The 26,928-nt window shown below is 50.3% G+C and carries 22 protein-coding genes and 1 other RNA gene; 12 read left to right on the forward strand and 11 right to left on the reverse strand.

Annotated elements, in window-relative coordinates; translation table 11 throughout:
- Positions 1-5: 5 nt before the first annotated feature.
- The 3 genes from diaA to HV261_RS05415 form a co-directional block, all read right to left on the reverse strand.
- A complete protein-coding gene (gene diaA, locus HV261_RS05405) occupies positions 6-596 on the reverse strand; it encodes a DnaA initiator-associating protein DiaA (protein WP_048213380.1) in 591 nt (196 codons plus the stop codon).
- A gap of 61 nt (positions 597-657) precedes the next feature.
- A complete protein-coding gene (locus HV261_RS05410; RefSeq protein WP_137382404.1) occupies positions 658-1,059 on the reverse strand; it encodes a YraN family protein in 402 nt (133 codons plus the stop codon).
- The gene (locus HV261_RS05415) at positions 1,017-3,068 is read right to left on the reverse strand and encodes a penicillin-binding protein activator (protein WP_202037655.1); all 2,052 of its coding nucleotides are present in this window, start codon (positions 3,066-3,068) and stop codon (positions 1,017-1,019) included. The genes HV261_RS05410 and HV261_RS05415 overlap by 43 nt, the downstream gene beginning before the upstream one ends.
- 62 nt (positions 3,069-3,130) lie before the next feature.
- Here HV261_RS05415 and rsmI point away from each other — a divergent pair, with 62 nt between their 5' ends.
- Both rsmI and HV261_RS05425 read left to right on the forward strand, forming a co-directional pair.
- The gene (gene rsmI / locus HV261_RS05420; protein WP_202037656.1) at positions 3,131-3,994 is read left to right on the forward strand and encodes a 16S rRNA (cytidine(1402)-2'-O)-methyltransferase; all 864 of its coding nucleotides are present in this window, start codon (positions 3,131-3,133) and stop codon (positions 3,992-3,994) included.
- A gap of 2 nt (positions 3,995-3,996) precedes the next feature.
- A complete protein-coding gene (locus tag HV261_RS05425) occupies positions 3,997-5,025 on the forward strand; it encodes a Fic family protein (RefSeq protein WP_202037657.1) in 1,029 nt (342 codons plus the stop codon).
- Here the strand turns inward: HV261_RS05425 and HV261_RS05430 are convergent.
- The 8 genes from HV261_RS05430 to garD form a co-directional block, all read right to left on the reverse strand.
- Positions 5,022-5,795 (reverse strand): DeoR/GlpR family DNA-binding transcription regulator, encoded by a 774-nt coding sequence (locus HV261_RS05430; protein ID WP_048213375.1) that lies wholly within the window; start codon positions 5,793-5,795, stop codon positions 5,022-5,024. The genes HV261_RS05425 and HV261_RS05430 overlap by 4 nt on opposite strands.
- Before the next feature lie 111 nt (positions 5,796-5,906).
- Positions 5,907-6,950, reverse strand: coding sequence for a galactitol-1-phosphate 5-dehydrogenase (gene gatD, locus HV261_RS05435; protein WP_202037658.1), 1,044 nt, complete (start codon positions 6,948-6,950; stop codon positions 5,907-5,909).
- A 44-nt stretch (positions 6,951-6,994) separates the two neighbouring features.
- Positions 6,995-8,368: a galactitol-specific PTS transporter subunit IIC gene (locus tag HV261_RS05440; protein ID WP_202037659.1), complete on the reverse strand. Its 1,374-nt coding sequence runs from the start codon at positions 8,366-8,368 to the stop codon at positions 6,995-6,997.
- 4 nt (positions 8,369-8,372) lie between these two features.
- Positions 8,373-8,657: a PTS galactitol transporter subunit IIB gene (gatB, locus tag HV261_RS05445; protein WP_003828616.1), complete on the reverse strand. Its 285-nt coding sequence runs from the start codon at positions 8,655-8,657 to the stop codon at positions 8,373-8,375.
- Positions 8,658-8,686: 29 nt separating this feature from the next.
- Positions 8,687-9,151, reverse strand: a complete 465-nt coding sequence (gene gatA, locus HV261_RS05450) for a PTS galactitol transporter subunit IIA (protein ID WP_202037660.1) — start codon at positions 9,149-9,151, stop codon at positions 8,687-8,689.
- Between the two features lie 14 nt (positions 9,152-9,165).
- Complete coding sequence (gene gatZ, locus HV261_RS05455) at positions 9,166-10,437, reverse strand: tagatose-bisphosphate aldolase subunit GatZ (protein WP_202037661.1); 1,272 nt, start codon at positions 10,435-10,437, stop codon at positions 9,166-9,168.
- A gap of 133 nt (positions 10,438-10,570) precedes the next feature.
- On the reverse strand, positions 10,571-11,425 hold the full coding sequence (locus tag HV261_RS05460; RefSeq protein ID WP_202037662.1) for a tagatose bisphosphate family class II aldolase: 855 nt from the start codon (positions 11,423-11,425) through the stop codon (positions 10,571-10,573).
- Positions 11,426-11,605: 180 nt separating this feature from the next.
- The gene (gene garD, locus HV261_RS05465) at positions 11,606-13,177 is read right to left on the reverse strand and encodes a galactarate dehydratase (protein WP_202037663.1); all 1,572 of its coding nucleotides are present in this window, start codon (positions 13,175-13,177) and stop codon (positions 11,606-11,608) included.
- A 414-nt stretch (positions 13,178-13,591) separates the two neighbouring features.
- On the opposite strand from garD, the gene garP reads away from it, so the two are divergent.
- From garP to HV261_RS05515, 10 genes are all read left to right on the forward strand, one after another.
- Positions 13,592-14,926 (forward strand): galactarate/glucarate/glycerate transporter GarP, encoded by a 1,335-nt coding sequence (gene garP, locus HV261_RS05470; RefSeq protein ID WP_202037664.1) that lies wholly within the window; start codon positions 13,592-13,594, stop codon positions 14,924-14,926.
- A 15-nt stretch (positions 14,927-14,941) separates the two neighbouring features.
- Positions 14,942-15,712, forward strand: coding sequence for a 2-dehydro-3-deoxyglucarate aldolase (gene garL / locus HV261_RS05475; protein ID WP_202037665.1), 771 nt, complete (start codon positions 14,942-14,944; stop codon positions 15,710-15,712).
- 30 nt (positions 15,713-15,742) lie between these two features.
- Positions 15,743-16,633 (forward strand): 2-hydroxy-3-oxopropionate reductase, encoded by an 891-nt coding sequence (garR, locus tag HV261_RS05480; RefSeq protein WP_202037666.1) that lies wholly within the window; start codon positions 15,743-15,745, stop codon positions 16,631-16,633.
- Between the two features lie 65 nt (positions 16,634-16,698).
- Positions 16,699-17,844, forward strand: a complete 1,146-nt coding sequence (garK, locus tag HV261_RS05485; RefSeq protein WP_202037667.1) for a glycerate 2-kinase — start codon at positions 16,699-16,701, stop codon at positions 17,842-17,844.
- 32 nt (positions 17,845-17,876) lie between these two features.
- An RNA gene (rnpB, locus tag HV261_RS05490) (RNase P RNA component class A) lies at positions 17,877-18,253 on the forward strand.
- 1,127 nt (positions 18,254-19,380) lie between these two features.
- Positions 19,381-20,733, forward strand: coding sequence for a histidine-histamine antiporter (gene hdcC, locus HV261_RS05495; RefSeq protein ID WP_202037668.1), 1,353 nt, complete (start codon positions 19,381-19,383; stop codon positions 20,731-20,733).
- Positions 20,734-20,773: 40 nt separating this feature from the next.
- Entirely contained in the window at positions 20,774-21,910 is a 1,137-nt protein-coding gene (locus tag HV261_RS05500; RefSeq protein ID WP_048213363.1) for a histidine decarboxylase, read from the forward strand.
- A gap of 212 nt (positions 21,911-22,122) precedes the next feature.
- On the forward strand, positions 22,123-23,505 hold the full coding sequence (locus HV261_RS05505) for an amino acid permease (protein ID WP_249357544.1): 1,383 nt from the start codon (positions 22,123-22,125) through the stop codon (positions 23,503-23,505).
- Positions 23,502-24,770 carry a histidine--tRNA ligase gene (gene hisS / locus HV261_RS05510; RefSeq protein WP_202037669.1) on the forward strand — a complete coding sequence of 423 codons (1,269 nt, stop codon included), beginning with the start codon at positions 23,502-23,504 and terminating at the stop codon, positions 24,768-24,770. Before HV261_RS05505 ends, hisS begins: the two co-directional genes overlap by 4 nt.
- Before the next feature lie 148 nt (positions 24,771-24,918).
- Complete coding sequence (locus HV261_RS05515; protein WP_202037670.1) at positions 24,919-26,757, forward strand: ATP phosphoribosyltransferase regulatory subunit; 1,839 nt, start codon at positions 24,919-24,921, stop codon at positions 26,755-26,757.
- Positions 26,758-26,928 lie beyond the last annotated feature (171 nt).

Genomic DNA, 26,928 nt, shown 5'->3' on the forward strand with positions numbered 1-26,928 from the left:
ACTCCTTAATCATCCTGGTGAGGGAAAAGCGTGTTATCAATGAGATCGCAAAGGCAATTGACCGTCAGCATATGCATTTCCTGAATGCGGGCGCTGTGGTGTGACGGGATGCGGATTTCAACGTCCTGTGGCCCCAACAATCCGGCCAGTTCCCCTCCGTCATAACCGGTCAACGCAACGATCGTCATGTCGCGCGTAACGGCTGCTTCAACGGCTTTTACGATATCGCGGCTATTACCACGCGTAGAAATTGCCAATAGAACATCACCTGCATGTCCCAGCGCACGGACTTGTTTTGCATAAACTTCGTCGTGCAGGCGATCGTTGGCAATCGCAGTTAAGACCACATTATCAGTATTTAGTGCAATCGCAGGTAAACTGGGTCGCTCTGTTTCAAAACGGTTGATCATGCTGGCAGCAAAATGCTGTGCGTTGGCAGCGGATGTCCCATTACCACAACAGAGAATTTTGTTGCCATTGAGCAGGGACTGAACCAGCGTCATGGCTGCACGGGAGATCGCATCCGGGAGTGCTTCAGCCGCAGCTATCTGAGTTTGAATGCTTTCTGTAAAGCAGACCTTGATTCTGTCTAACACGCTAATCCTTAAGTACCAGGCACGTCAGGTTAATTTATTTGCCTGATGGGCAGGTTCTGATTCAACTATATGAGCGGTCGTTGAACGCGTTCTTAAACCACTCAACATCATTTCCGGTGAAGGCTAACACATCGAACCGGCAATCCACAGTATCAAAGCTCCCATTGTGGCGCGCAAGCCACAAGCGGGCGGTCTGTAATAATTTGTGTTGTTTGCTCCGGGTCACACTCGCCGCCGCGCCGCCAAATTGAGCGGACCGCCGGTAGCGGACCTCAACAAAGACGGTGGTCCTGCCTTCACGCATTATCAGGTCGATTTCGCCGCCACGTTCACGTACGTTGGCGGCGATAAAACGCAGTCCTTTGCTTTCCAGCCAGTGGCGCGCAGTCGTTTCCCACGTATCACCGGTCTGTTTACTCGTTAACTGGCGGGGACGACCTGTCCTTGCTGGTATTTGAGCCATGATAACTTCCTGTTAATCACGCAATCCTGCGTTGCGGTCAACGCGCCGGTGTTGCCGTTAATTTCGAAGCCCTGCACCTGACGCATTTGCGAGAAATGATTAGCGAGCGACCAGGCATCGACACCCATTGCATACATGCGCGCAAGCGAGTAGTCATTGCGTACTGCACTCAGCGCTTGCTGCATGAGCGGCTCGTTGCCGCCAGCCAGCATGGGAATTTCGCTGTACTGCAGGCCTTCCATCTCCAGACGGAAATCAGGACCAGCGGTACCCTGCGCGCTGCGGGAGCTGGCGTACAGCGTCGCACCGCTCTGGCTGCCGTTACGCATGGCGATCATCGGTTTAATAAACGCAATTTCCTCCGGCGTTGCCAGAATATACACGGCATCAACACGACCGCTGCCGCCAGTGATTTGGGCATCGGAAGGCGCAGCCGGTATCGTCAGACCGCCAATCGTCACGCCAGGTTGCGCAGGCACAGAGGATGCCACCGGGCTGCCCGTCAGGGAAATCCCCGAGCCGCCGTTGACACCCATTTTCAGCTCAGCCGTGGAGCCGAACTTCTGCTGCAGCACTACGCCGCCGCCCAGTTTTTGCCACTCCTGCGCAAAAGCATTAGCCACGCGATCGCCTAACGCGCTACGCGGGATTAACAGCAGTGGTGCTTGTTTTCCTTGTTCGCGGATGTGGCGTGCGGCATCGCGCGCTTCATCTTCTGGTGATAGTGCGAAGTAGCAAACATTCGCCAGATTCTGCACCGACTCTGGCTGGTTTAGCGCCAGAACGTTGAGCGGTGTATTGCTTTTCATCAGCTCTTCGACATTGTTCTTCAACAGCGGGCCGACAACAATGCTGGCTCCATCCTGCTGTACCTGAGCCAGGATCTGATTCAGCGGCTGTGATGAGGTGTCGTAAATTTTCAGCTCTGCGGACGGATTCGCCGGCGCGCTAGCGGTCGCTGGCTGTGCAGGCGCTGTTGGCTGCACAGCTGCAGCTTCTGGTTGTGCTGGCGTATCGTTGGTCAGATCGCTGACAGAAGCCTGAGAAGGGCTGGCAACACCGTCAGTCGTTTGCTGCTGTTCCGTGGTCGTCGCGGCAGCGGTATCCACAGCAGGCGCGGCAACAGCAGGGGCTGCTACGGGTTGAGTGCCCATGTTTTTTGCCGCTTCAAAGCCTTGCTGAATAGTCCGGCCAAATACAGCGGCCTGGCCATTCAGAGGCAGCAGCAGCGCAATTTTACTGGTGGAGGCGGGCTTAAAGCTCTGGACGTTGACCAGTTGCGTTGGCAACAGTTTCGCCCCAGGATTTTGCGGGTAACGTTTTTGCCAGTCAGCAATACCCGCTTTCATCATGTCCGGATCGTTACGGTTATCGAACCAGACGCGCTGGAGATCCAGCCAGCCTTGCAGCACGTTTTCATCGGCATTAATGACCAGCGCCTGCGCTTGCTCTGGCGTCATTGACGACAGGGCCTGCCAGGTGGCATCAATATTTTTCTGCTTATCGTTGGCGGCCAATAGCGGTTCCTGAGCGATCAGTGCGCGTAGCAGCGTGAGCGACGGACGCCCCTGATTGGCGTCAATTTGCGCCTGCCAGTAACGTGCCTGCTGTTTTTGCGAGAAACCGGCTGGTTTTAACTGGCCCAGTAGAGCCTGTGCGCCAGCGATATCTTTCTGCGCAAGTTTGATTTCGACAGCCAGCAGTGACTGTTCAAGACGCTGGGTATCGTTCAGTTGCTGCGGCAACTGGTTGAACAACTCGACCGCCTGCTGGCTCTTGCCTTCTTTCAGCAGTGCACGAATGGCGAGTAATTGCCAGTTGGTCTTGCTATCATCTGAGCTTTGCTGCATTTGCTGCAGATAAAAGCCGGAATCAGCCTGTGCTGTGCCCTGCATATGGGCAGCACTCTGGTCTGGCGCCTGGGTGCCACAGCCTGCGAAAATCAGTGCTGCCAGAATGACAGGCAGCGTGCGTGCAGCTTTCAAACGAGAAAATGTTGAGGGTACCATACTGTATCCAGTGATATTTTTTACGCAATGCTCAATATTAAATCGGCAATACGGACGACACAATGAAACAACACGAATCGGCGGATAATTCTCAAGGCCAACTCTTTATTGTACCTACTCCTATCGGAAATTTGGCTGATATTACCCAACGAGCGCTCGAAGTTTTACAAGCCGTTGATTTAATTGCCGCTGAAGATACCCGCCATACAGGATTGTTGTTGCAACACTTCGCGATAAACGCACGTTTGTTTGCGTTGCATGACCATAATGAGCAGCAAAAAGCCGAAACGCTGGTATTGAAACTGAAAGAAGGGCAAAACATTGCGCTGGTTTCCGATGCCGGAACACCGTTGATTAACGATCCTGGTTATCATCTGGTGCGCACCTGTCGCGAAGCGGGGATCCGCGTGGTACCTCTGCCAGGCCCTTGTGCGGCGATTGCCGCGCTGAGTGCTGCAGGTCTGCCATCAGATCGTTTTTGCTATGAGGGTTTCCTGCCAGCCAAATCGAAAGGGCGTCGTGATGCGATGAAAGCCATCGAAGCAGAACCACGTACGCTTATTTTTTATGAATCCACTCACCGCTTGCTGGACAGTCTGGAAGATATGGTTGCCGTCTGGGGCGAATCCCGCTACGTGGTGTTGGCGCGTGAACTGACCAAAACCTGGGAAACCATTCACGGTGCACCGGTTGGTGAGTTGCTGGCGTGGGTCAAAGAAGACGAAAATCGCCGTAAAGGTGAAATGGTGCTGATTGTTGAAGGACATAAAGCGCAAGAAGACGATCTTCCTGCCGATGCGCTGCGTACGTTGGCCTTATTGCAGGCAGAACTGCCGCTGAAAAAGGCTGCTGCGCTGGCCGCAGAAATCCACGGCGTGAAAAAGAATGCGCTGTATAAGTATGCGCTGGACCAGCAGGGAGAGTAAAAGTGGGTGGATATCAGCCTCCATTCGTTGTCACCCCATTGATACTCAATCAAGTGATTGAGATTGGTGAGCTTATGGGACATTGGGCGGCGATGGCGGGTAGAACATCCCCTCTTTTACGCAAAGAGAATCGCATTCGTACAATCCAGGCTTCTTTGGCGATTGAACATAATTCGTTGACGACAGAGCAGGTCACCGCTCTGATGGAAGGTAAGCGAATTCTGGCGCCAGCTAAAGATATACAGGAAGTCAGAAATGCCATTCTGGCCTATGAAAAAATGTCGGAGTGGAAAAGTGAACGGTTATCCGATCTCCTTCAGGCCCATCAGGTCCTGATGTTCGGGCTGGTCGATAATCCTGGCCAATTGCGTTCTGGGAATGTCGGTGTCTACAGGGAAAAACAACTTATCCATATGGCCCCTCCTGCCTCACAAGTTCCGCGCTTGGTTAATGACTTGCTGGGTTGGTTAAAAACGACAGAACACCACCCGCTTATTGCTGGGGCTGTTTTCCACTATGAATTTGAATGTATTCATCCTTTTTCTGATGGTAATGGGCGAATGGGGCGGTTGTGGCAAACATTAATTCTGCGGGAGTGGCGCACCGAATTGGCCTGGCTGCCGGTAGAAACGCTGATCCATTACCAGCAGGATCGGTATTATCAGGTATTAGGGCAATGCGATCGGCAAAGTAGTTGTACGCCATTCATAGAATTTATTTTGGGAAATATCATCTCTGCTTTGAAAGAGGGATTAGGGCAAGCACCGACGATGTCGGAAGAAATGTCGGAAGAAATGTCGGAAGAAATGTCGGAAGAAATGTCGGAAGAAATGTCGCCTGATTTACTGGATATAGGAAAACGTATTCTACAAATCTTGTCGAATCAGCCGGGCAGATCTGCCAAAAGTATCGCTGATGAGTGTGAAATCTCAGCCCGTACCGTAGAGCGCTATCTGAAAGCGTTGCAGCAAAAAGGAAAGTTGCAACGCGTTGGCGCGAAGAAAGGCGGGATGTGGCGGGTAAAAAACTAAACGATCAGTAATTCAACGCCTGTTTTAGCGAGCGCTGATTTGTCCTGCTTGCTGATGCTATCGTCGGTTATCACGCAATTAATCTTCTCCATTGGCAGTACCTGATTAAAGCCGCGGCGATTGAACTTTGTCGCGTCCAGCACAGCGATGACCTTATGTGCGGCAGCTGCCATGACGCTGCTAATGGAGTAGCCTTCGTTAAATGTCGTAATACCATTTGTGGCATCAATCCCATCGGCACCAACGAACATCAGGTCAGCGCTGATCCCTTGTAGAGAACGTTCGGCGATGGTGCCATGCATCGAGTGGGTTTTATGGCGCACGGTTCCACCGCAGACGACCAGCGTAATGTCTTTGTTTTCCGACAACGTGAATGCGGCGGGTAGGCTATTGGTAATAACGGTGATATTACTTTTTCGGTTTAACGCCTCCGCGATAAGCAAGGTGGTGCTTCCGCTATCCAGAATGACGGTCATGCCTTCTTCGACCATTGCGGTCGCTGCCTGGGCGATCCTTTTTTTCGGATCGCTGGCAAGTTGATACCGCTCTTCCAATATCACTTCCTGATTGTCGCCTTCAGCCAGGTGGCTTCCAGGTTTTGCCGCTCCGCCGTGAAAACGGGTGACAAGACCTTTCTCCTCTAATAACCGCAGGTCGGCGCGAATAGTCACTTCAGAAATACCAAAGGTATTCGAAAGGTCCATTACCAGCACGCTGCCTTGCGTATTAATCAGGTCGACAATTTTGTTCCTTCTCTCAAATGAGTTCATATTGATTTACCTGATAATTTAACTATCACTAGTTTAATCGAAGGATTGCGAAAGGTGAACGCTAAATTTCGAAAGTAAATGTGAGCCAGCGCAGGTTGCTGGCTCGTGAGGTCAGGCAAGTTTGAGCAGAATTTTTCCCTGCATCGGTGCGCCATTGAGTGATGCTACCGCTTTGGCAAAACTGTCCGCGTCGCCGCTATGGGCAATTAACGGCTCCAGTTGCAAACGTTTTTCGGTCAGCAAACGTGCAGCGGTTTCCCACTCCTCTCCTGGCCATGGGCTGGAGTAGTTCATCCAACTGCCGAGAATCGTTAATTCCTTACGCAGTATTTGGCCAAATACACTGGAAGTCAGCGTCAGGTCCTGGTGCAATGTACCCACTAACGCCACCTGTGCGCGAGGGCCTGCAATTTCTACAGACAGGGCTACGGTTTGTGGTGTTCCTGCTGTCTCCAGTACCAACTGATCGAACTGCATATCGGCCAGTGCGGAATAGATTTCCGCCGCACTCATCTCCCGGCTATTGAATACGTGAGTAGCTCCCAACTCTTTCGCTAACGTCAATTTTTGTGGGTTGATATCAATTGCCGTGACACTTTTTGCACCGAGTTCGCGGGCACATTGCATCGCCAGCAAACCGATAGTGCCTGCGCCAACGATAATCACGTTTTTACCTTCGCAGCCCTGGGCCAGATGGAAGGCATGCAAACCGACGGTAATCGGTTCGATGAATGCCCCGTCATCAATCGGCATATCTGAAGGCAGGCGGAACAGGTTGGCACGTTTTACGACCACATATTCCGCGTTGCCCCCTTCGCTACGCGAACCGACAAACTGATATTGCTTACATAACGAAAAGTAACCACGCTCACACTGAGGACAGTGGAAGCAGGGGAGTAGCGGCACACAGGCAACGGCGTCGCCAGGTTGCATATCAGTCACACCGGTGCCGTAGGATTCAACATAACCGCTAAATTCATGACCCAGAGTTATTGGGTAGTAATGCGCACCATGAGAGAAAATACGCGGGATATCAGAACCGCAAAGCCCTGAACTAACCACCCTGACCAATACATCGTTATCGGCTTGCAGTTGGGGCATGGGACGTTCTTCAACGCGTACGTCTCCCTCAGCGTGAATAACCACTGATTTCATAAGATTCTCCAGAAATGTGAAGGGGAGCAAATGCTCCCCAGAAATTAAGATGTGGGCTGGCTTTCTGAGATAGCGGCTGCTTTTTCGGCGGCGACGAAATTACGTGCCCGGCGCCAGGTCAATAGCACACCGGCGAAGTAAATGACGGCAATCACGGCAAACGCCACGACGTTTTGCCAGGTAAAGAGCTGAATCAGTAACCAGGTGATCGGCGAGCCCCCCTGGTCCAGAGAGGCGACCATTCCACCGGCTTTCAGTGCCCCGGCGTTGGCGGCAAGCTGGGTGTGTAAGCCGATAGTCTGGGTGGCGATCCACAAGGTGATGCCCATGATGATGACACCAGAGATCAGCGTGCGGAACAGGTTCCCCTGATGAACGGCTACCGCCATTGCTACGAAGAACCCAATAGTAGCAAGATCACCGAAGGGCAGAACCTGATTGCCTGGAACCAGGACGGCAATCAGAATGGTCAACGGAATAAAGATCAGGCTGGCGGAAACCACCGACGTATGGCCGAGCAGCAATGCGGGATCAAGACCAATTAAGAACTCCTGACCGCCAAATTTCGCCTGCAGACGTTTGCGTGCATGCTTTGCAATAGGTGTTAAGCCATCCATAATCGGTTTAATGACGCGTGGCATGAGCAGCATAACGGCAGCCGTTTTTACCGCCAGTTGCAATACTGCTTTGATGTCATACCCGGCTAACAAGCCGATCACTAAGCCCATAACAAAACCGACGGTGACTGGCTCACCAAAAGGACCGAAGCGTTTCTGTACATCATCTGCACTGAAATGAATGCGATTCAGGCCTGGGATTTTTTCAATGATCGTATCAACCAATACCGCTATTGGCCCCAGATAGGCTGATGAGCCGTGTGGGATGGCAATACCTTCGAGACCGAAAAAGTCGCGCGTGTCTTTCGCAAACCAGTCGCCAAGTTTGTAGACAAATGCGGCGTGAACGACAACGCCCAGGATGCCCAACCAGTATGAGCCCGTCGCCAGATGTAACATTGCGCCAGTGAACGTCATATGCCAGATGTTCCAGATATCGACATTGACGACCCGGGTCATTCGGGTGACCAGCATCAGGATATTGACCCCAATGGCGACAGGGATAGCAATCAAGGCGATCTGTGATGCCCATGTCATCGGTGATGAACCCGGCCAGCCAACATCAATGACATGCAGATTGATTTGAAACTGCTCCGCCATTGCTTTTGCGGCAGGCCCGATAGAATCCAGCATCAGGCCAATAACCAGGCCGATACCGACGAAGCCAATCCCAATATGCAGACCGGATTTAAAACAATCCCCGAGCTTCATCCCCAATAGTTTTGAGAAGATGATGATCACGAGCGGCAGCATGACCGTCGGACCTAAGTCGAGGATATAACGCATTATTTCGCTAAACATGGCGTCACCCCACGAGGATAGTCAGTATTTTTTGCTGCAACGCTTCGATACCCACGCCTGAAACAAAAGGCATGCCGTGGACCACAGGGATATCGCCAAAAGTACGGTCAACACGGGCGGTGGTACAGATAAGATCGGCTCCATCCATATAGGTTTCGATTTCTGTTACCCGGCACTGAACCAGGTCGAGTTGGATATTGTTGGCTTCACACAGTTCTTTAATTTCTTCTGCTGCCATTGTTGAAGTTGCTACCGCACCGCCACACGCCACAATTACTTTACGTTTCATAGGGTATTCCTTTTATTATCAGTTTGTTATCAAGCCTGCGCGCAAGGCTCAGACTCAAGGATTTTTTCCCGAAAGAGCATTGCCAGTTCAGCATCTGGCGCATTCAATAATGCTTCAATGGTGTTCGGGTTTTGCAGCTCACTAAACAGGCGACGTAACAGCTTTAGCTGAGCCGTCGGGTTCTCAACGATTAAGGCAATAATTAAAGAGACCGCTATCTCTTCATCATCATCTGCCTGCTGAAAGTTGACAGGCGTCTCTGGGCGAATCAGATAGATAGCTGGCGATTTCGCATGAACGGCTTCACAGTGCGGGATCGCAACGGCGTGACGTTCCAGCGCAATCCCGGTTGGGAACATGGCTTCACGTTCCATTAAGGCCTGCGGGTAGCTTTCATGCACGACCCCTTTGGCCAGCATCTCTTCCCCAATGTGCGCCAGCGCATGCTGACACGAGCTAAAGTTAATTCCGGTTCGGACAAAGAGTTGGCTCATATATTCTCCAGATTTCAGGCGATAACTGGCGCGCAGCCAAAGCGATAGGCACGCAGAACGTCCTGGATTTTGTCGATAATCAGATTATGGGGTGTAGCTGTGAGCGTTCCTTCTGACAGGCGTTCAAACTGCACGGGCATAAACTGGCTAATTAGCCCCAGCGGTAATGCCACACCGTTCAGGTTGGTAATTAACTTTTCCACGCTTTGACGAATACGCGGATGAGGCCAGTAGTAGCGAATACGGTCAGACAAGCTGAAGTGAATATCGACCATCGCCTGGCTCCAGGTTGGACGATAGTATTTTTTCCAGTAGTCCGGCTCATTCAGCATGACTTCATCAATCACCTCCAGCACCCGGCTCCGTTGTTCCGGAGAGATCAGCTCATTTTCCATTTGCGCCAGCGCAAAAATAGCTTCGCGAAGGGCGAAAGTCAGCGCGGGACCTACTTTCAGAATCGCATAGTGGTCACGTACCAGGTCACGATAGGCCTGACGGGTTTGATAATCGGTGGAGTGCGCCTCGTAGACCATCGGCGTCTCTTTGATCCAGGCGGAAAGCGCTTCTGCGGCTTGTGGTTGATAGTGAATGATCTGTGTGTGATCAAACTCCACGCCTGGCTGGACGACAATGGCGATCACACGGGTTAATGCGTCTTCAAGCCCTAATGCGCGAAAAGCGACCTGGTGTGTTTCCAGGGTACGGGCAGCATCTTCTTCGCGGGTCACATGTACGGTACCAATCGTACTGGCTTCTCCGCCAGGTACAGGAACTTCTGTCCCTATAACGTAAGTTAGTTGGCGTTTCTGTTCTTCAGTGGCTGTTGCTTCTGCGGCCTGGCACAGTACAGCGGCGCGCTCGGCGACAATCATCGGATCCAGCGGCGTGGGATCGTCAGCACAAGACATAGAGGCATCAAGATGGATTTTACTGAATCCAGCAGCGACATAAGCTTTAATTAAATCTACGGATTTCGCCATCGCCTCTGCTGCCGGTTCATTTTGCCAGCAGTTAGGACCGAGGTGATCGCCCCCGAGAATCAGTCTTTCACGAGGGAAACCGACTTGTTCTGCAATGTTATACACAAAGTCACGGAAATCGGCAGGCCTCATCCCGGTATAGCCGCCAAACTGATTTACCTGATTTGATGTCGCTTCGATCAGCACTTTACTGTCTGTATTGAGATCAAAACGTAATGCGGATTCAATCACCAGCGGATGGGCTGAACAAACAGAACAAATTCCCAAATGTTCACCCGCTTTATGACGAGAGATTATTTCTTTCACTTCTATCTCCGATATCTTTTGTTTATCTTCATAATATTTTTGGATTGAAGGCAAAGGGTAAAAGCATCTTTCGTGATCCAGCTTTAAAAACAAACCTTTGTCAGCACCCGTGCAATTCAAATTAATGAAGGACTTACAGCTTTCCTTCGCAGCCGCAGTCGGCGATGACTTTACGTACCACCTCTTTCATCGCCGCTTTTGCTGGCACCATGTAGTGCCGTGGATCGTTCGCATCGGTGTGGGCGCTCAAGTAGTTTTTGAGTGCGTCAGCAAAGGCGATTTTGAGTTCGGTAGCGACGTTGACTTTGCAGATCCCGAGGGCGATTGCGCGTTTAATATCCTGAGGGGGCAGGCCGGAAGCGCCATGTAAAACCAAAGGAATATCAACATATTGACGAATCTCTGCTAACCGTTCAAAGTCCAGTTTTGGCTCTGCGGTGTACAAGCCGTGGGCAGTGCCAATGGCGACGGCCAGTGAGTCGATACCTGTTTTTTCTACGAACTCTCGAGCCTGCTCAGGGTGGGTATAAAGTGCATCCTTGCCATCAACGATCAGGTCATCTTCTTGCCCACCCAGGCGTCCCAGTTCTGCTTCAACGCTGGCGTCATAGCGGTGGCAGTAATCCGTCACGCGTTTGACTAACGCGATGTTATCGGCAAACGGTAAATGGGAGCCGTCGATCATGACAGAGCGAATCCCTGAGGAGACTTTTGCTTCAATATCGCTGACGCTTTCATGGTGATCGAGATGAATTGCCAGGGGGAGGTTCCAGCTTCTGGCCAGCTCGCTGGCGATAGCGACTATATTGCCGACACCAGCGTAGCTAAAAGTACCAGGCGTTCCGGCGACGATCAACGGAGAACGTAGCTCGGCAGCCGTTTCCACGACAACCTGTAAGGTTTCGAGATTGTGGATGTTAAACGCGGGGACGGCGTAACCTTCTTGTTGAGCTTTCTTCAGCATCGTTTTGCTTGAAATGATAAACATACTTCCTCCGAAGTCTTTCGATTTCTTTCTTCGAAATAAAGTATAGGGTTTCGTAATGTTTTTTTGTGATTTTGATCTGAAAAATGAAAGTTTCGAAAGTAATGGGAGGGTTGCGAAAGTTTATGACAAAAAAAAAGAGCATGCCCGTAGACATGCTCCTGAAGAAAAAACAGTGAAAAATCAGGTTACCGGTGCCGGGTTAAATACCGCCAGCTGGTTATGTAATCCCCACTGATCCGAGAAGGTTTTCTTACGCCCGCTGGCCACATCGAGAATGAACTCGAATAGCTTCAACCCTACTTCTTCGATGGTTTCTTCTCCGGTCGCGATGGTACCTGCGTTGATGTCCATCAGGTCAAACCAACGATTAGCCAGTTCGGTACGCGTCGCCATTTTTATCACCGGCACGGCCATCAGACCGTACGGCGTACCGCGACCGGTGGTGAACACCTGCACGGTGATGCCGGAAGCAACCTGCTGCGTACCGCAAACAAAATCACTGGCGGGAGTTGCGGCGTAAATCAGGCCACGCCTGGTTGGACGCTGACCCGGCGACAATACTTCGACAATCGCGCTCTTGCCAGACTTGGCAATGGAGCCCAGCGCTTTTTCCACCACGTTTGCCAGACCGCCTTTCTTGTTGCCCGGAGAGGGGTTAGCGCTGCGGTCAGTTTTCCCCATATCGAGATAGTTGTCGTACCAGGCCATCTCTTCGAGCAGGCGTTTGCCCACCTCTTCGTTAATTGCCCGCGGGGTCAGAAGGTGGATCGCATCGCGCACTTCGGTCACTTCCGAGAACATCACGGTTGCCCCGCAACGTACCAGAAGATCGGATGCATAACCGACTGCCGGGTTGGCCGTTACGCCAGAAAACGCATCGCTACCGCCGCATTGCATGCCGACAACCAGTTCTGATGCCGGACAGGTTTCGCGCTGGCGCTGATTGAGCTTTGCCAGGTGGCGCTCAGCGACCTGCAAAATGTCTTCTACCATGGATTTAAAACCAACGTGTTTTTCATCCTGCAGGCTGACGATACTGGCGCTGTCTACCGGAATACTTTTCACATCGTGCGTCCCTTCCAGCAGGCGCTCAGGCTGGAGTTTTTCGCAGCCAAGGCCGATGACCATGACTTCACCGCCGAAGTTCGGGTTCAGCGCAATATTGTGGATTGTACGAATCGGCACGATGGCGGCTGGGGCATTGATCGCCACGCCGCAGCCGTACAAGTGATTGAGCCCCACCACGCCGTCGACGTTCGGATAGTTGGGCAGCAGATCGCGCTCAATGATTTTCACGACATAATCCACCACGCCCGCCACGCAGTGCACGCTGGTGGAGATGCCGAGCAGATTCTTGGTGCCGACGCTGCCGTCAGCATTGCGGTATCCTTCGAAGGTATACCCCTCCAGCGGCGGCAGCGGTTCCGGAACTTTGGTGGCCAGCGGTAATGTTTCCAGCGGCGGGGCTTTTGGCAGTTCAACCATAGATTCATCGATCCAGCTGCCGCGTGGGATATCGCGAACGGCGAAACCTATCACTTCACCATAGCGGACAATTTCGCCGTGAACAGGAATATCTGTTAGCGCCACTTTATGGCCCTGGGGGATATGCTCTATCAGCGTCAGTCCATCCGGAAAACGTGTCCCGGCTTTCAGACCATTGTCATTGACAATAATCGCCACATTATCTGTGTCGTGTACTTTAATATAAAACGCCGTTGGCGATTCTTGTCTAATTTCGATGTCGGCCATTGTCCAGTATTCTCCAGCCAGGTGGTGATAATAATTGTATGGGTGTTGATATGTTTAATCTAATTAAAAGCAATAAAGACTTGGTATTGTGAAATAAGAATGTCAGGAGATTAAAACTGAGAATGTGACCATGATCACTTAAACTCAGGTACACCATGCTGCCAGCGGTGGCAATACGTAAATGTGTGCATTAGCGCCCATGCTTATGTGCATCCGCCCAGGAGAATATTCTAACGACTTTTCTTTAGTGAGCATTTGCACAATGATTAACCGTGTCGTGCTGATTATACTAAATCTCGGTTTCATAGCGCCTGATAAATTATTGCGTATTTTTATTGGCGGTAATTAATTATTAAAAATACCTGTCAAATAATAATAAAAGACATGTGCCCGAGGTAGCCCGAGGTAAATAGTATGATACTGGATACGGTAGTAGAGAAAAAGAAAGGCACGCACACTCGTTATTTAATATTGCTGGTAATCTTTATTGTTACAGCCGTTAACTATGCGGACCGTGCGACGTTGTCTATTGCCGGTACGGAAGTGGCGAAAGAGCTACAGCTTAGCGCCATATCAATGGGTTACATTTTTTCGGCTTTTGGCTGGGCTTATTTGCTGATGCAAATCCCCGGCGGATGGCTGCTCGACAAGTTCGGTTCGAAGAAAGTCTACACTTACAGCCTGTTTTTCTGGTCGCTGTTTACCTTCCTGCAGGGATTCGTGGATATGTTTCCGCTGGCCTGGGCGGGTATTTCAATGTTCATCATGCGTTTCATGTTGGGCTTCTCTGAAGCGCCGTCTTTCCCGGCTAACGCACGTATTGTGGCCGCCTGGTTCCCCACGAAAGAGCGCGGCACGGCATCGGCAATTTTTAACTCCGCGCAGTACTTCTCCCTGGCGTTATTTTCCCCGCTGTTGGGGTGGTTAACTTTTGCCTGGGGCTGGGAACATGTCTTTACCGTGATGGGGGCGATCGGCTTTGTGCTGACCGGGCTGTGGGTGAAATTGATCCATAACCCGACCGAGCATCCGCGTATGTCGCAAGAAGAACTGAAGTTTATCTCTGACAACGGCGCGGTGGTCGATATGGATCACAAGAAGCCGGGCAATGCGGCATCTGGCGGGCCTAAGCTGCATTATATCAAGCAGTTGCTGACTAATCGCATGATGCTGGGGGTGTTCTTCGGACAGTATTTTATCAATACCATCACCTGGTTCTTTCTGACCTGGTTCCCGATCTACCTGGTGCAAGAAAAAGGCATGTCGATCCTGAAGGTTGGTCTGGTGGCTTCTATTCCTGCGCTGTGCGGATTTGCCGGAGGCGTGTTGGGCGGGGTGTTCTCCGATTATCTGATTAAACGCGGCTCCAGTATTACTCTGGCGCGTAAGCTGCCAATTGTGCTCGGGATGCTGCTCGCGTCGACCATCATTCTGTGTAACTACACCGATAATACCACTCTGGTGGTGGCGTTGATGGCGCTGGCGTTTTTCGGAAAAGGCTTCGGCGCGCTGGGCTGGCCGGTGATTTCCGATACCGCACCGAAAGAAATAGTCGGTCTGTGTGGTGGTGTATTTAACGTATTTGGCAACGTGGCTTCCATCGTCACCCCGCTGGTGATTGGTTACCTGGTGAGCGAGCTGCATTCATTTAATGCTGCGCTGATGTTTGTAGGATGCTCGGCGCTGATGGCGATGGTTTGCTACCTGTTTATTGTCGGTGACATTAAACGTATGGAATTGCAGAAATAAACAAAGGTATAGGCGATGAATAACACGATATTCCCGAACAAATTTAAAGCGGCCCTCGCGGCGCATCAGGTGCAGATTGGCTGCTGGTCCGCGCTGGCCAATCCAATCAGTACCGAGGTATTAGGCCTGGCAGGCTTTGACTGGCTGGTGCTGGATGGTGAGCATGCACCGAACGATATCTCGACGTTTATCCCGCAACTGATGGCACTGAAAGGTAGCATCAGCGCACCGGTTGTGCGTGTTCCGACTAATGAGCCGGTCATTATCAAGCGTCTGTTGGATATTGGGTTTTATAACTTCCTGATCCCGTTTGTTGAGACCGAAGAAGAGGCGGTAAACGCCGTAGCATCTACCCGTTATCCGCCAGAAGGGATTCGCGGCGTGTCCGTTTCCCACCGCGCCAATATGTTCGGCACGGTGCCGGACTACTTTGCTCAGTCGAATAAGAACATCACCATCATCGTGCAGATCGAAAGCCAGCAGGGTGTTGATAACGTTGATGCCATCGCGGCGACCGACGGCGTAGACGGTATTTTTGTTGGCCCGAGCGATCTGGCTGCGGCATTAGGTCATCTCGGCAATGCTTCCCACCCTGACGTACAGAACGCAATCCAGCACATCTTTGCCCGCGCAAAGGCGCACGGCAAACCCAGCGGCATTCTGGCCCCGGTAGAGGCGGATGCCCGTCGTTATCTGGAATGGGGCGCAACGTTTGTTGCTGTGGGCAGCGATCTTGGCGTATTCCGCTCGGCCACACAGAAGCTGGCTGACTCCTTTAAAAAATAACCACCATCGACAGTAGAGAGAGATAGAGATATGACAATGAAAGTTGGTTTTATTGGCCTCGGTATTATGGGTAAACCAATGAGTAAAAACCTCCTCAAGGCAGGTTACTCGCTGGTGGTTGCTGACCGTAACCCACAAGCGATTGCGGAAGTCATCGCCGCAGGCGCAGAAACCGCGACGACGGCGAAAGCCATTGCTGAACAGTGCGACGTGATTATTACCATGCTGCCGAACTCCCCGCATGTGAAAGAGGTCGCGCTGGGTGAAGGTGGCATCATTGAAGGGGCGAAACCGGGCACCGTACTGATCGATATGAGTTCCATCGCACCATTAGCCAGCCGAGAAATCAGCGACGCTCTGAAAGCGAAAGGCGTGGATATGTTGGATGCACCGGTCAGTGGCGGCGAACCGAAAGCCATTGATGGCACGTTGTCGGTGATGGTTGGCGGCGATAAAGCGATTTTCGACAAGTACTACGATCTGCTGAAGGCGATGGCGGGCTCCGTCGTGCATACCGGCGAAATTGGCGCGGGTAACGTCACCAAGCTGGCGAACCAGGTTATTGTGGCGTTGAACATTGCGGCAATGTCTGAAGCACTGACGCTGGCGACCAAAGCGGGCGTGAACCCGGATCTGGTGTATCAGGCTATTCGCGGCGGACTGGCTGGTAGCACCGTGCTGGATGCCAAAGCGCCGATGGTGATGGATCGTAACTTTAAACCCGGTTTTCGTATCGACCTGCACATCAAAGATCTGGCGAATGCGCTGGATACTTCACACGGCGTGGGGGCACAGCTGCCGCTGACCGCAGCGGTAATGGAGATGATGCAGGCACTGCGCGCTGACGGGCTGGGAACGGCTGACCACAGTGCGTTGGCATGCTACTACGAAAAACTGGCGAAAGTGGAAGTCACTCGCTAACAAGAAGGGCGCGGATGCGCGCCCTGTATTTCTTGCCTTGCGCGGCACAGTCAGGCTACATAACTATGAAAATCGTAATTGCCCCAGACTCTTATAAAGAAAGTCTGTCTGCCTCCGAGGTAGCTCAGGCAATAGAAAAAGGATTTCGGGAAGTTTTCCCCTATGCGCAATATGTTTCTGTTCCGGTTGCCGATGGCGGTGAAGGAACGGTCGAAGCCATGATTGCCGCGACGCAAGGGAGTGAACATTCAGCGTGGGTGACGGGGCCGCTGGGTGAAAAAGTGAATGCCTGCTGGGGCATGTCCGGAGAGGGTAAAACCGCGTTTATCGAAATGGCGGCAGCCAGCGGTCTGGCGCTGGTTCCTCCTGAAAAGCGTAATCCGTTAGTCACCACGTCGCGTGGCACCGGGGAGTTGATTTTGCAGGCGCTGGATAGCGGTGCGCAGAGCATTATTATTGGCATTGGCGGCAGTGCGACCAACGACGGCGGCGCGGGTATGGTGCAGGCGCTGGGGGCAAAACTCTGTGATGCTAACGGTACTGAAATCGGTTACGGCGGCGGTAGCCTGGTTTGCCTCAATACCATCGATGTTTCGGGGCTGGATCCGCGCTTAAAGACCTGTTCAATCCGCGTTGCCTGTGATGTGACAAATCCTCTGACGGGCGATACTGGCGCATCCCGCATCTTTGGCCCGCAGAAAGGGGCGACTGAGGAACACATTGTCGAGCTGGACCGCAACCTTTCCCACTATGCCGATATCATTAAAAAATCGCTCAGGGTGGATGTGAAAGACGTGCCTGGCGCAGGAGCTGCTGGTGGTATGGGGGCCGCGTTAATGGCTTTTTTAGGCGCGGAGCTACGCAGTGGTATCGAGATTGTGACTCAGGCGCTCAATCTGGAAGAACATATTCACGATTGTACGCTGGTGGTCACCGGTGAGGGACGCATCGACAGCCAGAGTGTGCATGGCAAAGTGCCGATTGGTGTGGCAAATGTGGCGAAGAAGTACCATAAACCCGTAATTGGTATTGCCGGTAGCCTGACACGCGATGTGGACGTGGTACATCAATATGGCATTGATGCGGTGTTTAGCGTATTAACCCGGATTGGCACGCTGGAGGACGCTTTCCGCGGGGCATCGGATAATATTTACCGCGCTTCAAGGAATATCGCTGCCACGCTGGCAATCGGAATGCGTAGTGCAGGGTGACAAAGGCGCACGAACCCTCTATACTGCGCGCCGAAGCTGACCAGACAGTCGCCGCTTCGTCGTCGTCCTCTTCGGGGGAGACGGGCGGAGGGGAGGAAAGTCCGGGCTCCATAGGGCAGGGTGCCAGGTAACGCCTGGGGGGGAAACCCACGACCAGTGCAACAGAGAGCAAACCGCCGATGGCCCACGCAAGTGGGATCAGGTAAGGGTGAAAGGGTGCGGTAAGAGCGCACCGCGCGGCTGGTAACAGTCCGTGGCACGGTAAACTCCACCCGGAGCAAGGCCAAATAGGGGTTCACAAGGTACGGCCCGTACTGAACCCGGGTAGGCTGCTTGAGCCAGTGAGCGATTGCTGGCCTAGATGAATGACTGTCCACGACAGAACCCGGCTTATCGGTCAGCTTCACTCTTTATAAAACCCCGCTTCGGCGGGGTTTTTGCTTTCTGGGCAGGCTAAATGAATGACTGTCCACGACGCTATGCTCAAAATAACGCGGCTTATCGGTCAGCTTCACTCTTTATAAAACCCCGCTTCGGCGGGGTTTTTGCTTTCTGGGCAGGCTAAATGAATGACTGTCCACGACGCTATGCTCAAAATAACGGGGCTTATCGGTCAGCTTCACTCTTTATAAAACCCCGCTTCGGCGGGGTTTTTGCTTTTTGGGCAGGCTAAATGAATGACTGTCCACGACGCTATGCTTAAAATAACGCGGCTTATCGGTCAGCTTCACTCTTTATAGAACCCCGCTTCGGCGGGGTTTTTGCTTTTTGGGCAGGCTAAATGAATGACTGTCCACGACGCTATACTCAAAATAACGCGGCTTATCGGTCAGCTTCGCTCTTTACAGAACCCCGCTTCGGCGGGGTTTTTGCTTTTTGGGCAGGCTAAATGAATGACTGTCCACGACGCTATGCTCAAAATAACGCGGCTTATCGGTCAGCTTCACTCTTTACAGAACCCCGCTTCGGCGGGGTTTTTGCTTTCTGGGCAGGCTAAATGAATGACTGTCCACGACGCTATACTCAAAATAACGCGCCTTATCGGTCAGCTTCGCTCTTTATAAAACCCCGCTTCGGCGGGGTTTTTGCTTTGTGAGGCGTAGCCCGCAGGAAGTCATCGTTCTATCTGTTGTAACATAAATTATGTTCCCTCTTTTGAATCACACCCTTCTACTTTATCCATATCAGAAATGCCCGTTTTTGGCGTGATAACTAGGTGTCTTTAAATTACTCATAATTGTTAACATTGAAACAACACCATCAACAAAAAAGTACATTATTAATAAACGATCGTCGTGATTTTTTTCCTGATTATTTTAGTGTCGCCTTTGTTTTATTCAGGTCGAATAAAAGGGGACAGAGTCAATTACCGATAAAATGGTTAAAAAGTGAGCAAAAAAACCGCTCAAAAAAAATTGATTAATTATTATTTTTGATTGTTGTCACAATAATGGACATTTCTATTCATAACAATGGCCCACGAATTCAGTACGAATTTCCACTTATTGCAAAATTTTAAATTAATAGGAAACCATTATGGGAACAGTAAGCTCAGGCTCTGCTCATAAAATGGGAGTCATTGCCCTAACGTTAGTGACCGCATCAAATATGATGGGGTCTGGCGTATTTATGTTGCCAACTAATCTCGCAGGAATAGGCTCCATCTCAATATGGGGATGGGTATTTACCATCATCGGCGTTATTGCACTTGCATTAGTTTTCGCTAAAACCAGTTTAATTACACCTCGTACCGGCGGTATCGTGGCTTATGCCAGTGATGCCTTTGGCCCATTCATTGGGTTTCAGACAACAATGTGCTATTGGATCAGCGCATGGGTAGGTAACGTTGCACTATTGGTCGCAGGTGTCGGCTATCTCAGTTTCTTTTTCCCAGAGCTTAAAAATCCAACTTACGGTTGTATTGCCGCAATTATTATTCTGTGGGCATTTGTTTTCCTTGCTAGTTTTGGTGCCAAAGTTGCGGGGCGGGCACAATCCTTTACCGCAACCTGCGGGTTAATCGTAATATTAGGCGTAGGATTTATTGGGTGGTTCTGGTTTAACCCATCGCTCTATACTGAAGTTTATAATGGAACGGGTCATAGTGATTCCTCAGCAATAATTTCTGCTGCGTCGATTGCGCTATGGGGCTTCCTTGGTATTGAATCTGCAGTCGTTTCTACCGGTCAGGTCGAAGATCCTGAACGTACGGTTCCTCGGGCTACCGTTATGGGGTTATTAATCGCTTCCGTATGCTATGTCGGTAGCTGCACCGTTATTATGGGGTTAGTACCACATAACGTTCTGGTCGATTCAGCAGCACCTTTTGCTGATGCCGCACGCTATATGTTCGGTAATACGGCAGGGAACATTGCTTCCGCACTGAGCATCATTGCCTGCTTTGGTTCCATTTCAGGTTGGCTGATACTTCAGTCAGAAGGCCCGCGCGCAGGTGCTCAACAAGGACTTTTCCCGAAATTCTTTGAAGAAACCAACAAGCAAGATGTCCCGATGAAAAGCCTCATTTTTACCGGTGTATTAATGAGTATTGTCTTGCTTCTGACGGCCTCTCCGAATCTGGCGAAACAATTCCAGGCTGTAATCTTAATGTCGGTATTTGCTTCACTTCTGCCATATATGTACGCCCTGATTTCGCTTCCAATTATCCTTGTTTCAAAGAAAGCCAATCGTGGAAGAACGTTTATGTTTTACTGCACGTTGGTTGTTATTGGCATGATTTACTGCATTTTTGCTTTGCTTGGTTCTGGCAGCGACTCCATATTCTGGGGCATCTTGATGATGATGGTAACCATTCCATTATTCTCTTTTGTTGCTGCCGGGCGCAGCAAGAAAGGTCAGGATATTCTTTATTTAGATAAACGTATCTAAACGTATCCAACTGTATTAGTTTCATCCATGGGAGTTTAAAATGACATTATCTATTGTCGATCAGAATAAGCTCGATGCTTTTTGGTCATATTGCGTAAAAAATCAGTATTTTAATATAGGTTACCCGGAGTCAGCCGACTTCGATTACACGATACTGGAACGGTTTATGCGTTTCTCTATAAACAATTGTGGCGACTGGGGAGAGTATTGTAATTATTTGCTGAACTCGTTTGATTTTGAAAAAGAGGTAATGGAGTATTTCGCCAGTATTTTTAAAATCCCATTTGAGGAAAGCTGGGGCTACGTTACCAATGGGGGAACGGAAGGTAATATGTTTGGCTGCTATTTGGGGCGTGAACTGTTTCCAGAAGGTACGCTTTATTACTCGAAAGATACTCATTATTCCGTTGCGAAAATTGTTAAGTTGTTGCGCATTAAATCAAGTCTGGTGGAATCACAACCGAATGGCGAGATGGACTATGATGACTTGATTCGTAAAATTCAACGCGACAACGAAGAACATCCGATTATTTTTGCAAATATCGGCACAACCGTTCGTGGCGCTATTGATAATATTGCTGAGATCCAACAACGGATTGGTCAATTGGGTATCAAACGTGACGATTATTATCTACACGCTGATGCTGCGCTGAGCGGTATGATTTTGCCGTTTGTGAACGATCCGCAACCTTTTAACTTCGCTGATGGTATTGATTCTATTGGCGTTTCCGGCCACAAAATGATTGGCTCGCCTATTCCCTGCGGCATTGTGGTAGCGAAAAGGAAAAACGTTGACCGGATTTCTGTCGAAATTGATTACATCTCTGCACACGATAAAACCATTTCTGGTTCTCGTAACGGCCACACACCGCTAATGATGTGGGAAGCGATTCGCAGCCATTCCTGGAGCGACTGGCAACGCCGCATTGAACATAGCCTGAATATGGCGCAGTACGCAGTCGATCGCTTACAGGCTGCGGGTATTGATGCCTGGCGCAATAAAAACTCAATTACCGTGGTTTTCCCTTGCCCGTCAGAAGCCGTCTGGAAGAAGCACTGTTTGGCCACCTCCGGTGACATCGCTCACCTGATTACCACTGCCCACCACCTTGACTCCAGCAAGATTGATGAGCTGATTGACGATGTCATTGCCGACCTGAACCAACAGGCGGCATGAAGAAAGGGCAGTGATAATCATCACTGCCCTCAGGAGCGCCGCAACCGATGCCGAGACCAATCATTATCGGTTGCGTCTGTCAGGCTCTGTTCTTACAGAGCCTGCAACGAGATTACCGCTTTACCGATGGGTTGTAACGACAAACTTTGGCCCTGAACATGCGCGGGAGAAGTCCCGTTCATCTCACCATGATCTATTAAATGAGGACTGGCATGGATAAATGTTGCGCGAAGACAAACCAAATGGGCCTGCTTGCGCTGACCATGATGACAGCATCAAATATGATGGGTAGCGGTGTGTTTATGCTGCCTGCCACGCTTGCGAGAATAGGTTCAATCTCTGTCTGGGGATGGGGACTCGCGTTTTTAGCGATTGCTGCCCTGGCACTCATTTTCTGCAAAATGAGTGAGTTATTTCCGCGCAATGGCGGCATCATAGCCAGTATTACTGCCAGTTTTGGCCCCTTTATCGGCCTACAAATGACATTGTTCTATTGGTTGTCAACGTGGATTGGCAACTGCGCGCTGCTGTTAGCCGGCGTGGGATATCTCTCTTTCTTCTTCCCGGTATTACACAACCCACTTTATGGCACGACGGCATGCATTGTGCTGCTTTGGTGCTCTGTTCTTTGGGGATTACGTGGCGCAAAACGGGTTGGCTATATGCAAATGTTCACGGGCAGTTGCATGGTGCTGGTGATCCTCAGCATCGGCGTCATGGGCTGGGGGCATTTTGACGTTGCTCGTTATCAGGCTGCCTGGAATCTGAGTGGCGTCAGTGATCATCAGGCAATCATTAACGCGGCAACCATTTCATTATGGGGTTTTCTGGGGATTGAGTCTGCATCTGTCTCGTTTAGCCAAGTGAAAAACCCACGCCGCACTATACCTCTGGCCACCTTGTTAGGTTTGGGGATCGCTGGGTTATGTTATGCCAGTTCAACCAATGTCATGATGGGGCTGCTCCCCCATGATGTGCTGATGAACTCTTCCTCACCTTTTGCCGACAGTGCAAAAGCAATGTGGGGCAGTACGGCTGGGGCGATTATTTCAGCCATGGTTGTTATCGCTTGCCTCGGTGCGATGCCTGGTTGGCAAATCCTGCAAACGGAAGTCCCCAGGGCTGCGGCGGAAGATAATTTGCTCCCTGCTTTTTTTGCCCGTACTAACCGCCATGGTGTTCCCTGGTGTGGGTTGGTTTTTACTGCAGCGCTGATGACTGCACTCCTGCTATTCACATTGTCGCCAAATCTGCAGAACCAGTTCCAGAGCGTGATTACATTGGCCATCTCTGCCAGCTTACTCCCCTATGCATTTGCTGCAGTCTCACTGCCGGTCATGATGGTTGTTCATCGCCGGGGAGGTGATGCCAGTTTCTGGACTTATTGCTGCCTCAGTCTGGTTGCGTTGAGCTTTATTGCGCTGGCGTTAATGACAGAGAGTGCCTCCACCGTGGTATGGGGAATTATTTTACAGATGATCACCATCCCTCTTTACCTTCTTTATGTTGCCCGGCGCCATCGTCTGAACAAGAGTGTCCCGCAGCACAATTTAACTGAACAATCTTTTTCTTTATTAAGCAAGGAGTTGTCATGAGCAAAATTCAGGCCATACGAGGTATGCGCGATGTGCTGCCTGACGAAACACCAATGTGGCAGTGGCTGGAGCGTAAATTTCATCAAATGGCGTTTCGTTATGGATACCAGGAAATGCGTCTGCCGCTCCTGGAACCCGTTGCGCTCTTTGAACGTGCGGTGGGTGAAGCGACCGATATCGTCTCAAAAGAAATGTACGACTTTACCGATAAAAGCGGCGAGCATATTACCTTGCGTCCGGAAGGAACCAGCGGATGTATGCGGGCGGTCCTGGAAAATAACATGTGTTACAACAAGTCACAGCGTTTGTGGTATCAGGGGCCGATGTTTCGTTACGAGCGTCCGCAAAAAGGGCGGTTACGCCAGTTCACGCAGTTTGGCGTCGAAGCCTTCGGAATGTCCGGTGCCGATGTTGATGCTGAACTGATCTTTATGGTGCGCGATCTATTTGAAGATTTAGGCATATCACAGAACGTCCGGCTGGAAATTAACTCATTAGGGACGCCGGAAGAACGCCAGGCACATCGTAGGGAACTGGTGAGTTGGTTTACTCAGCATAGAGACGTGTTGGACGAAGACAGCATCAAGCGCCTGGACGTAAACCCTCTGCGAATCCTCGATAGTAAAAACCCTGAAATGCAAGAAATGATAGAAAATGCACCACGTTTACTGGATTTTTTGGGGGATGATTCACAGCGGCATTTCAATACGTTGCGGACTCTGCTCGACAATGCCGATATAACCTATCACATTAACCCACGACTGGTGCGCGGGTTGGATTACTATTCACGCACTGTTTTTGAATGGATTACCGATGACTTAGGTTCTCAGGGGACAGTCTGCGGTGGTGGTCGTTATGATGGTCTGGCTGAGTTATTTAATGGTAAGAAATTGCCTGCCTGTGGGTTCGCCATAGGTATCGAACGATTGTTGCTTCTGCTGCAGACCGTTTATGACGGCCTGAATCCTCAGTGGCAATTCCATCCTGATGTTGTGATTACCAGTGAGCTGGAGGATGGGGGTATACAGGTGCAAGTGCTGGCTTGCGCGCTTCGTCGAGACTTGCCTGGTTTACGTGTCCTCACTGATTGTAGCGGTACCAAACTTAAACGACAGCATCAAAATGCCCTTAAGAGTGGTTGTCGTTTTATTCTGACCATTAATGCTGATCAACAAATTCGTCTTTGGGATTTACAAAATAACCAGCAAAATTTACTAGCGATTCAAGATATTGCATTACGACTTGATGAGCTTAACCAGAAATAAATGAACTGGGCTATCAAAAGGGTATCTTGTTGTCTTTTGGTAGCTCCTGTAAGATTCTTTAGAAATCGTAATATATTAACAGACGTGGCTTATGCACTAATAAAAAACACTATTTAGCCAACTTAAATATTATTTACACATTATTCCTATGCCACGAAAAAACCGATTATTTATCGATGGAATTCCTCACCTCGTGCAATTGTGCGGGCATAATGATGAAACTATTTTTAAAGGTGAAGAGGATTACCAGTATTTTTATCAATGCGTCGATACCGCAATGAGTATCTATGCAGTAAAATTACATGCGTATTCACTTTCATCAAAGAAAATATTTTTATTTCTGTCCGCTCCTGATAAAGAATGCCTCGGGCGTTTTATGCAATATATCGCCAAAGGTTACACCCACTACTTCAACCACCGTCACCAACGCCACGGAACGCTTTGGGATAGTCGATACAACTGCTGCCCCGTCGAACCCAACGCCTATTTCTTACTGACAAAAAAATACGTTGAATGCCATTGCGTGGATGAAACACCTCATCATAGCTTTGCTGATTCCCCCGAAGTGCGGATCACTCCCCATGAAGAGTACCTGCGTCTCGGAGAAAATGCGGCGCAGCGTTCAGGTGCCTACCAGCGATTTTGCCTGGGGATGATTGTTCCAGCAGTCATTACGCGTATTGAGTCATCACTGGTGCAAAACTGCCTACTGGCAACGACGCCTTACTCTCAGTCGCTGGAAGAAAAATATCAGCGAAATCTGCGGCCACGAAAAAGTGGTCGTCCACGTAAGCATTACCAGAACCCCGCCGCGGACTGGGAGTGGCTGGAAAAAAAAGCGGAGTATTTATTGCAGCAGTATTGCTACAAGGAGATCCGCATGCCACTTCTTGAAAGGCTGGAAGAAAACGCGACGAGGTCTTTTTCCGGTGAAAGTGATGAGCTAATGCTTAATCATCAGGCGTTATTTCGTGGTGATGGAACGATGGGCTGTCTACGGCTTCTATCGCAATATCAGAATTTACAAATCGGCACACGATTATGGTATCTGGGGGCAATGTTCCGCCGTCAGAACCAGCAGAACATCAGCCAATTTCACCAATTAGGCGTGGAAGCGTTTGGCTATCCAGATATTGGCATTGAGATTGAACTCATTTCCTTACAGTACGATTTTTTCAAATCACTACAGCTGTTGCCGTTTGTCGAACTCAAAATCAATGCATTAGGCAATGTCGAGGAGTTCACTCAATTTCGCCGTCACTTGCAGCAATACTATCAGCCGCTGGCATCACTGCTTAATGCCCGGCAGTTAGCTTGCCTGGAGCAACATCCAGAGCGTTTACTGAGTGATAAAGATAATTTGATGCTGCGGCTGGCAGAAAAAGCGCCGCAACTTGAAGCATGCCTGTCATTACAATCCCGTCAGCGTTTTACGCATCTTTGCGACTCACTGACTTCACTGAATATTCCTTTTACCCACGATAAAAATCTCTTCCCCGTAAATGACTATAACGACCAGCTTTTCGAATGGTATGCGGATTCGTTGCATCACAATAAATTACTGTGTCGGGGCGGGCGTTACGACAATAGCGCCAGCCGGCTGATTGGGCATCCTGTCTCTGCATGTGGCTTCGCTTTTATGCTGGAACCGATTATGCAGTTGCTCACCGCGACGAAAAAAAGCAGCGATTACGCTAAGCATGTCGATGTTGTCATCATACCCAGCCAGGAACGGGCACGGGATCAGGCAATACTGCTTGGCCGCCGGCTCAGGCGTAATTTCCCGCATTTGAGCATTGTCAATGATTGCTCCACGCTACGCTTATCGACCCGGCAGAAGAACGCGCAACGCCAGGGGGCACGTTTTATTTTGCTTATCGACGGTAGCGACAATGAGGTCACTTTTTGTGATGAAGAAAACCATTGCTGGGTGCAAATCCCCCTTCATGAAGTGACAGCGCATTTAAGTATGGCGTTAATGATGTAACCCGGCGGCTCGCAATGAGAAGTGGCTTTCCCTTTATTGAAGGGGATAACTTTCTTTTTCTGGCAAAAGGTACTGGTGGATATTTCCCGTTTTGTGACAAGCAACACAAAACGCTGTGCGATACGTTTTTCTCGAGAATAAATGAACGCAATCGATCGCCATCACAAAATT

The organism is Citrobacter sp. RHBSTW-00671 (assembly GCF_014103415.1).
GTDB lineage: Bacteria > Pseudomonadota > Gammaproteobacteria > Enterobacterales > Enterobacteriaceae > Citrobacter.

Excerpts from the sequence above, each read along its gene's own strand:
- HV261_RS05410 (WP_137382404.1), bottom strand. The coding sequence starts at position 1,059 with ATGGCTCAAATACCAGCAAGGACAGGTCGTCCCCGCCAGTTAACGAGT.
- HV261_RS05415 (WP_202037655.1), bottom strand. The coding sequence starts at position 3,068 with ATGGTACCCTCAACATTTTCTCGTTTGAAAGCTGCACGCACGCTGCCT.
- rsmI (WP_202037656.1), top strand. The coding sequence starts at position 3,131 with ATGAAACAACACGAATCGGCGGATAATTCTCAAGGCCAACTCTTTATT.
- HV261_RS05430 (WP_048213375.1), bottom strand. The coding sequence starts at position 5,795 with ATGAACTCATTTGAGAGAAGGAACAAAATTGTCGACCTGATTAATACG.
- gatD (WP_202037658.1), bottom strand. The coding sequence starts at position 6,950 with ATGAAATCAGTGGTTATTCACGCTGAGGGAGACGTACGCGTTGAAGAA.
- HV261_RS05440 (WP_202037659.1), bottom strand. The coding sequence starts at position 8,368 with ATGTTTAGCGAAATAATGCGTTATATCCTCGACTTAGGTCCGACGGTC.
- gatB (WP_003828616.1), bottom strand. The coding sequence starts at position 8,657 with ATGAAACGTAAAGTAATTGTGGCGTGTGGCGGTGCGGTAGCAACTTCA.
- gatA (WP_202037660.1), bottom strand. The coding sequence starts at position 9,151 with ATGAGCCAACTCTTTGTCCGAACCGGAATTAACTTTAGCTCGTGTCAG.
- HV261_RS05460 (WP_202037662.1), bottom strand. The coding sequence starts at position 11,425 with ATGTTTATCATTTCAAGCAAAACGATGCTGAAGAAAGCTCAACAAGAA.
- garD (WP_202037663.1), bottom strand. The coding sequence starts at position 13,177 with ATGGCCGACATCGAAATTAGACAAGAATCGCCAACGGCGTTTTATATT.
- garP (WP_202037664.1), top strand. The coding sequence starts at position 13,592 with ATGATACTGGATACGGTAGTAGAGAAAAAGAAAGGCACGCACACTCGT.
- garL (WP_202037665.1), top strand. The coding sequence starts at position 14,942 with ATGAATAACACGATATTCCCGAACAAATTTAAAGCGGCCCTCGCGGCG.
- garR (WP_202037666.1), top strand. The coding sequence starts at position 15,743 with ATGACAATGAAAGTTGGTTTTATTGGCCTCGGTATTATGGGTAAACCA.
- garK (WP_202037667.1), top strand. The coding sequence starts at position 16,699 with ATGAAAATCGTAATTGCCCCAGACTCTTATAAAGAAAGTCTGTCTGCC.
- hdcC (WP_202037668.1), top strand. The coding sequence starts at position 19,381 with ATGGGAACAGTAAGCTCAGGCTCTGCTCATAAAATGGGAGTCATTGCC.
- HV261_RS05500 (WP_048213363.1), top strand. The coding sequence starts at position 20,774 with ATGACATTATCTATTGTCGATCAGAATAAGCTCGATGCTTTTTGGTCA.
- HV261_RS05505 (WP_249357544.1), top strand. The coding sequence starts at position 22,123 with ATGGATAAATGTTGCGCGAAGACAAACCAAATGGGCCTGCTTGCGCTG.
- hisS (WP_202037669.1), top strand. The coding sequence starts at position 23,502 with ATGAGCAAAATTCAGGCCATACGAGGTATGCGCGATGTGCTGCCTGAC.
- HV261_RS05515 (WP_202037670.1), top strand. The coding sequence starts at position 24,919 with ATGCCACGAAAAAACCGATTATTTATCGATGGAATTCCTCACCTCGTG.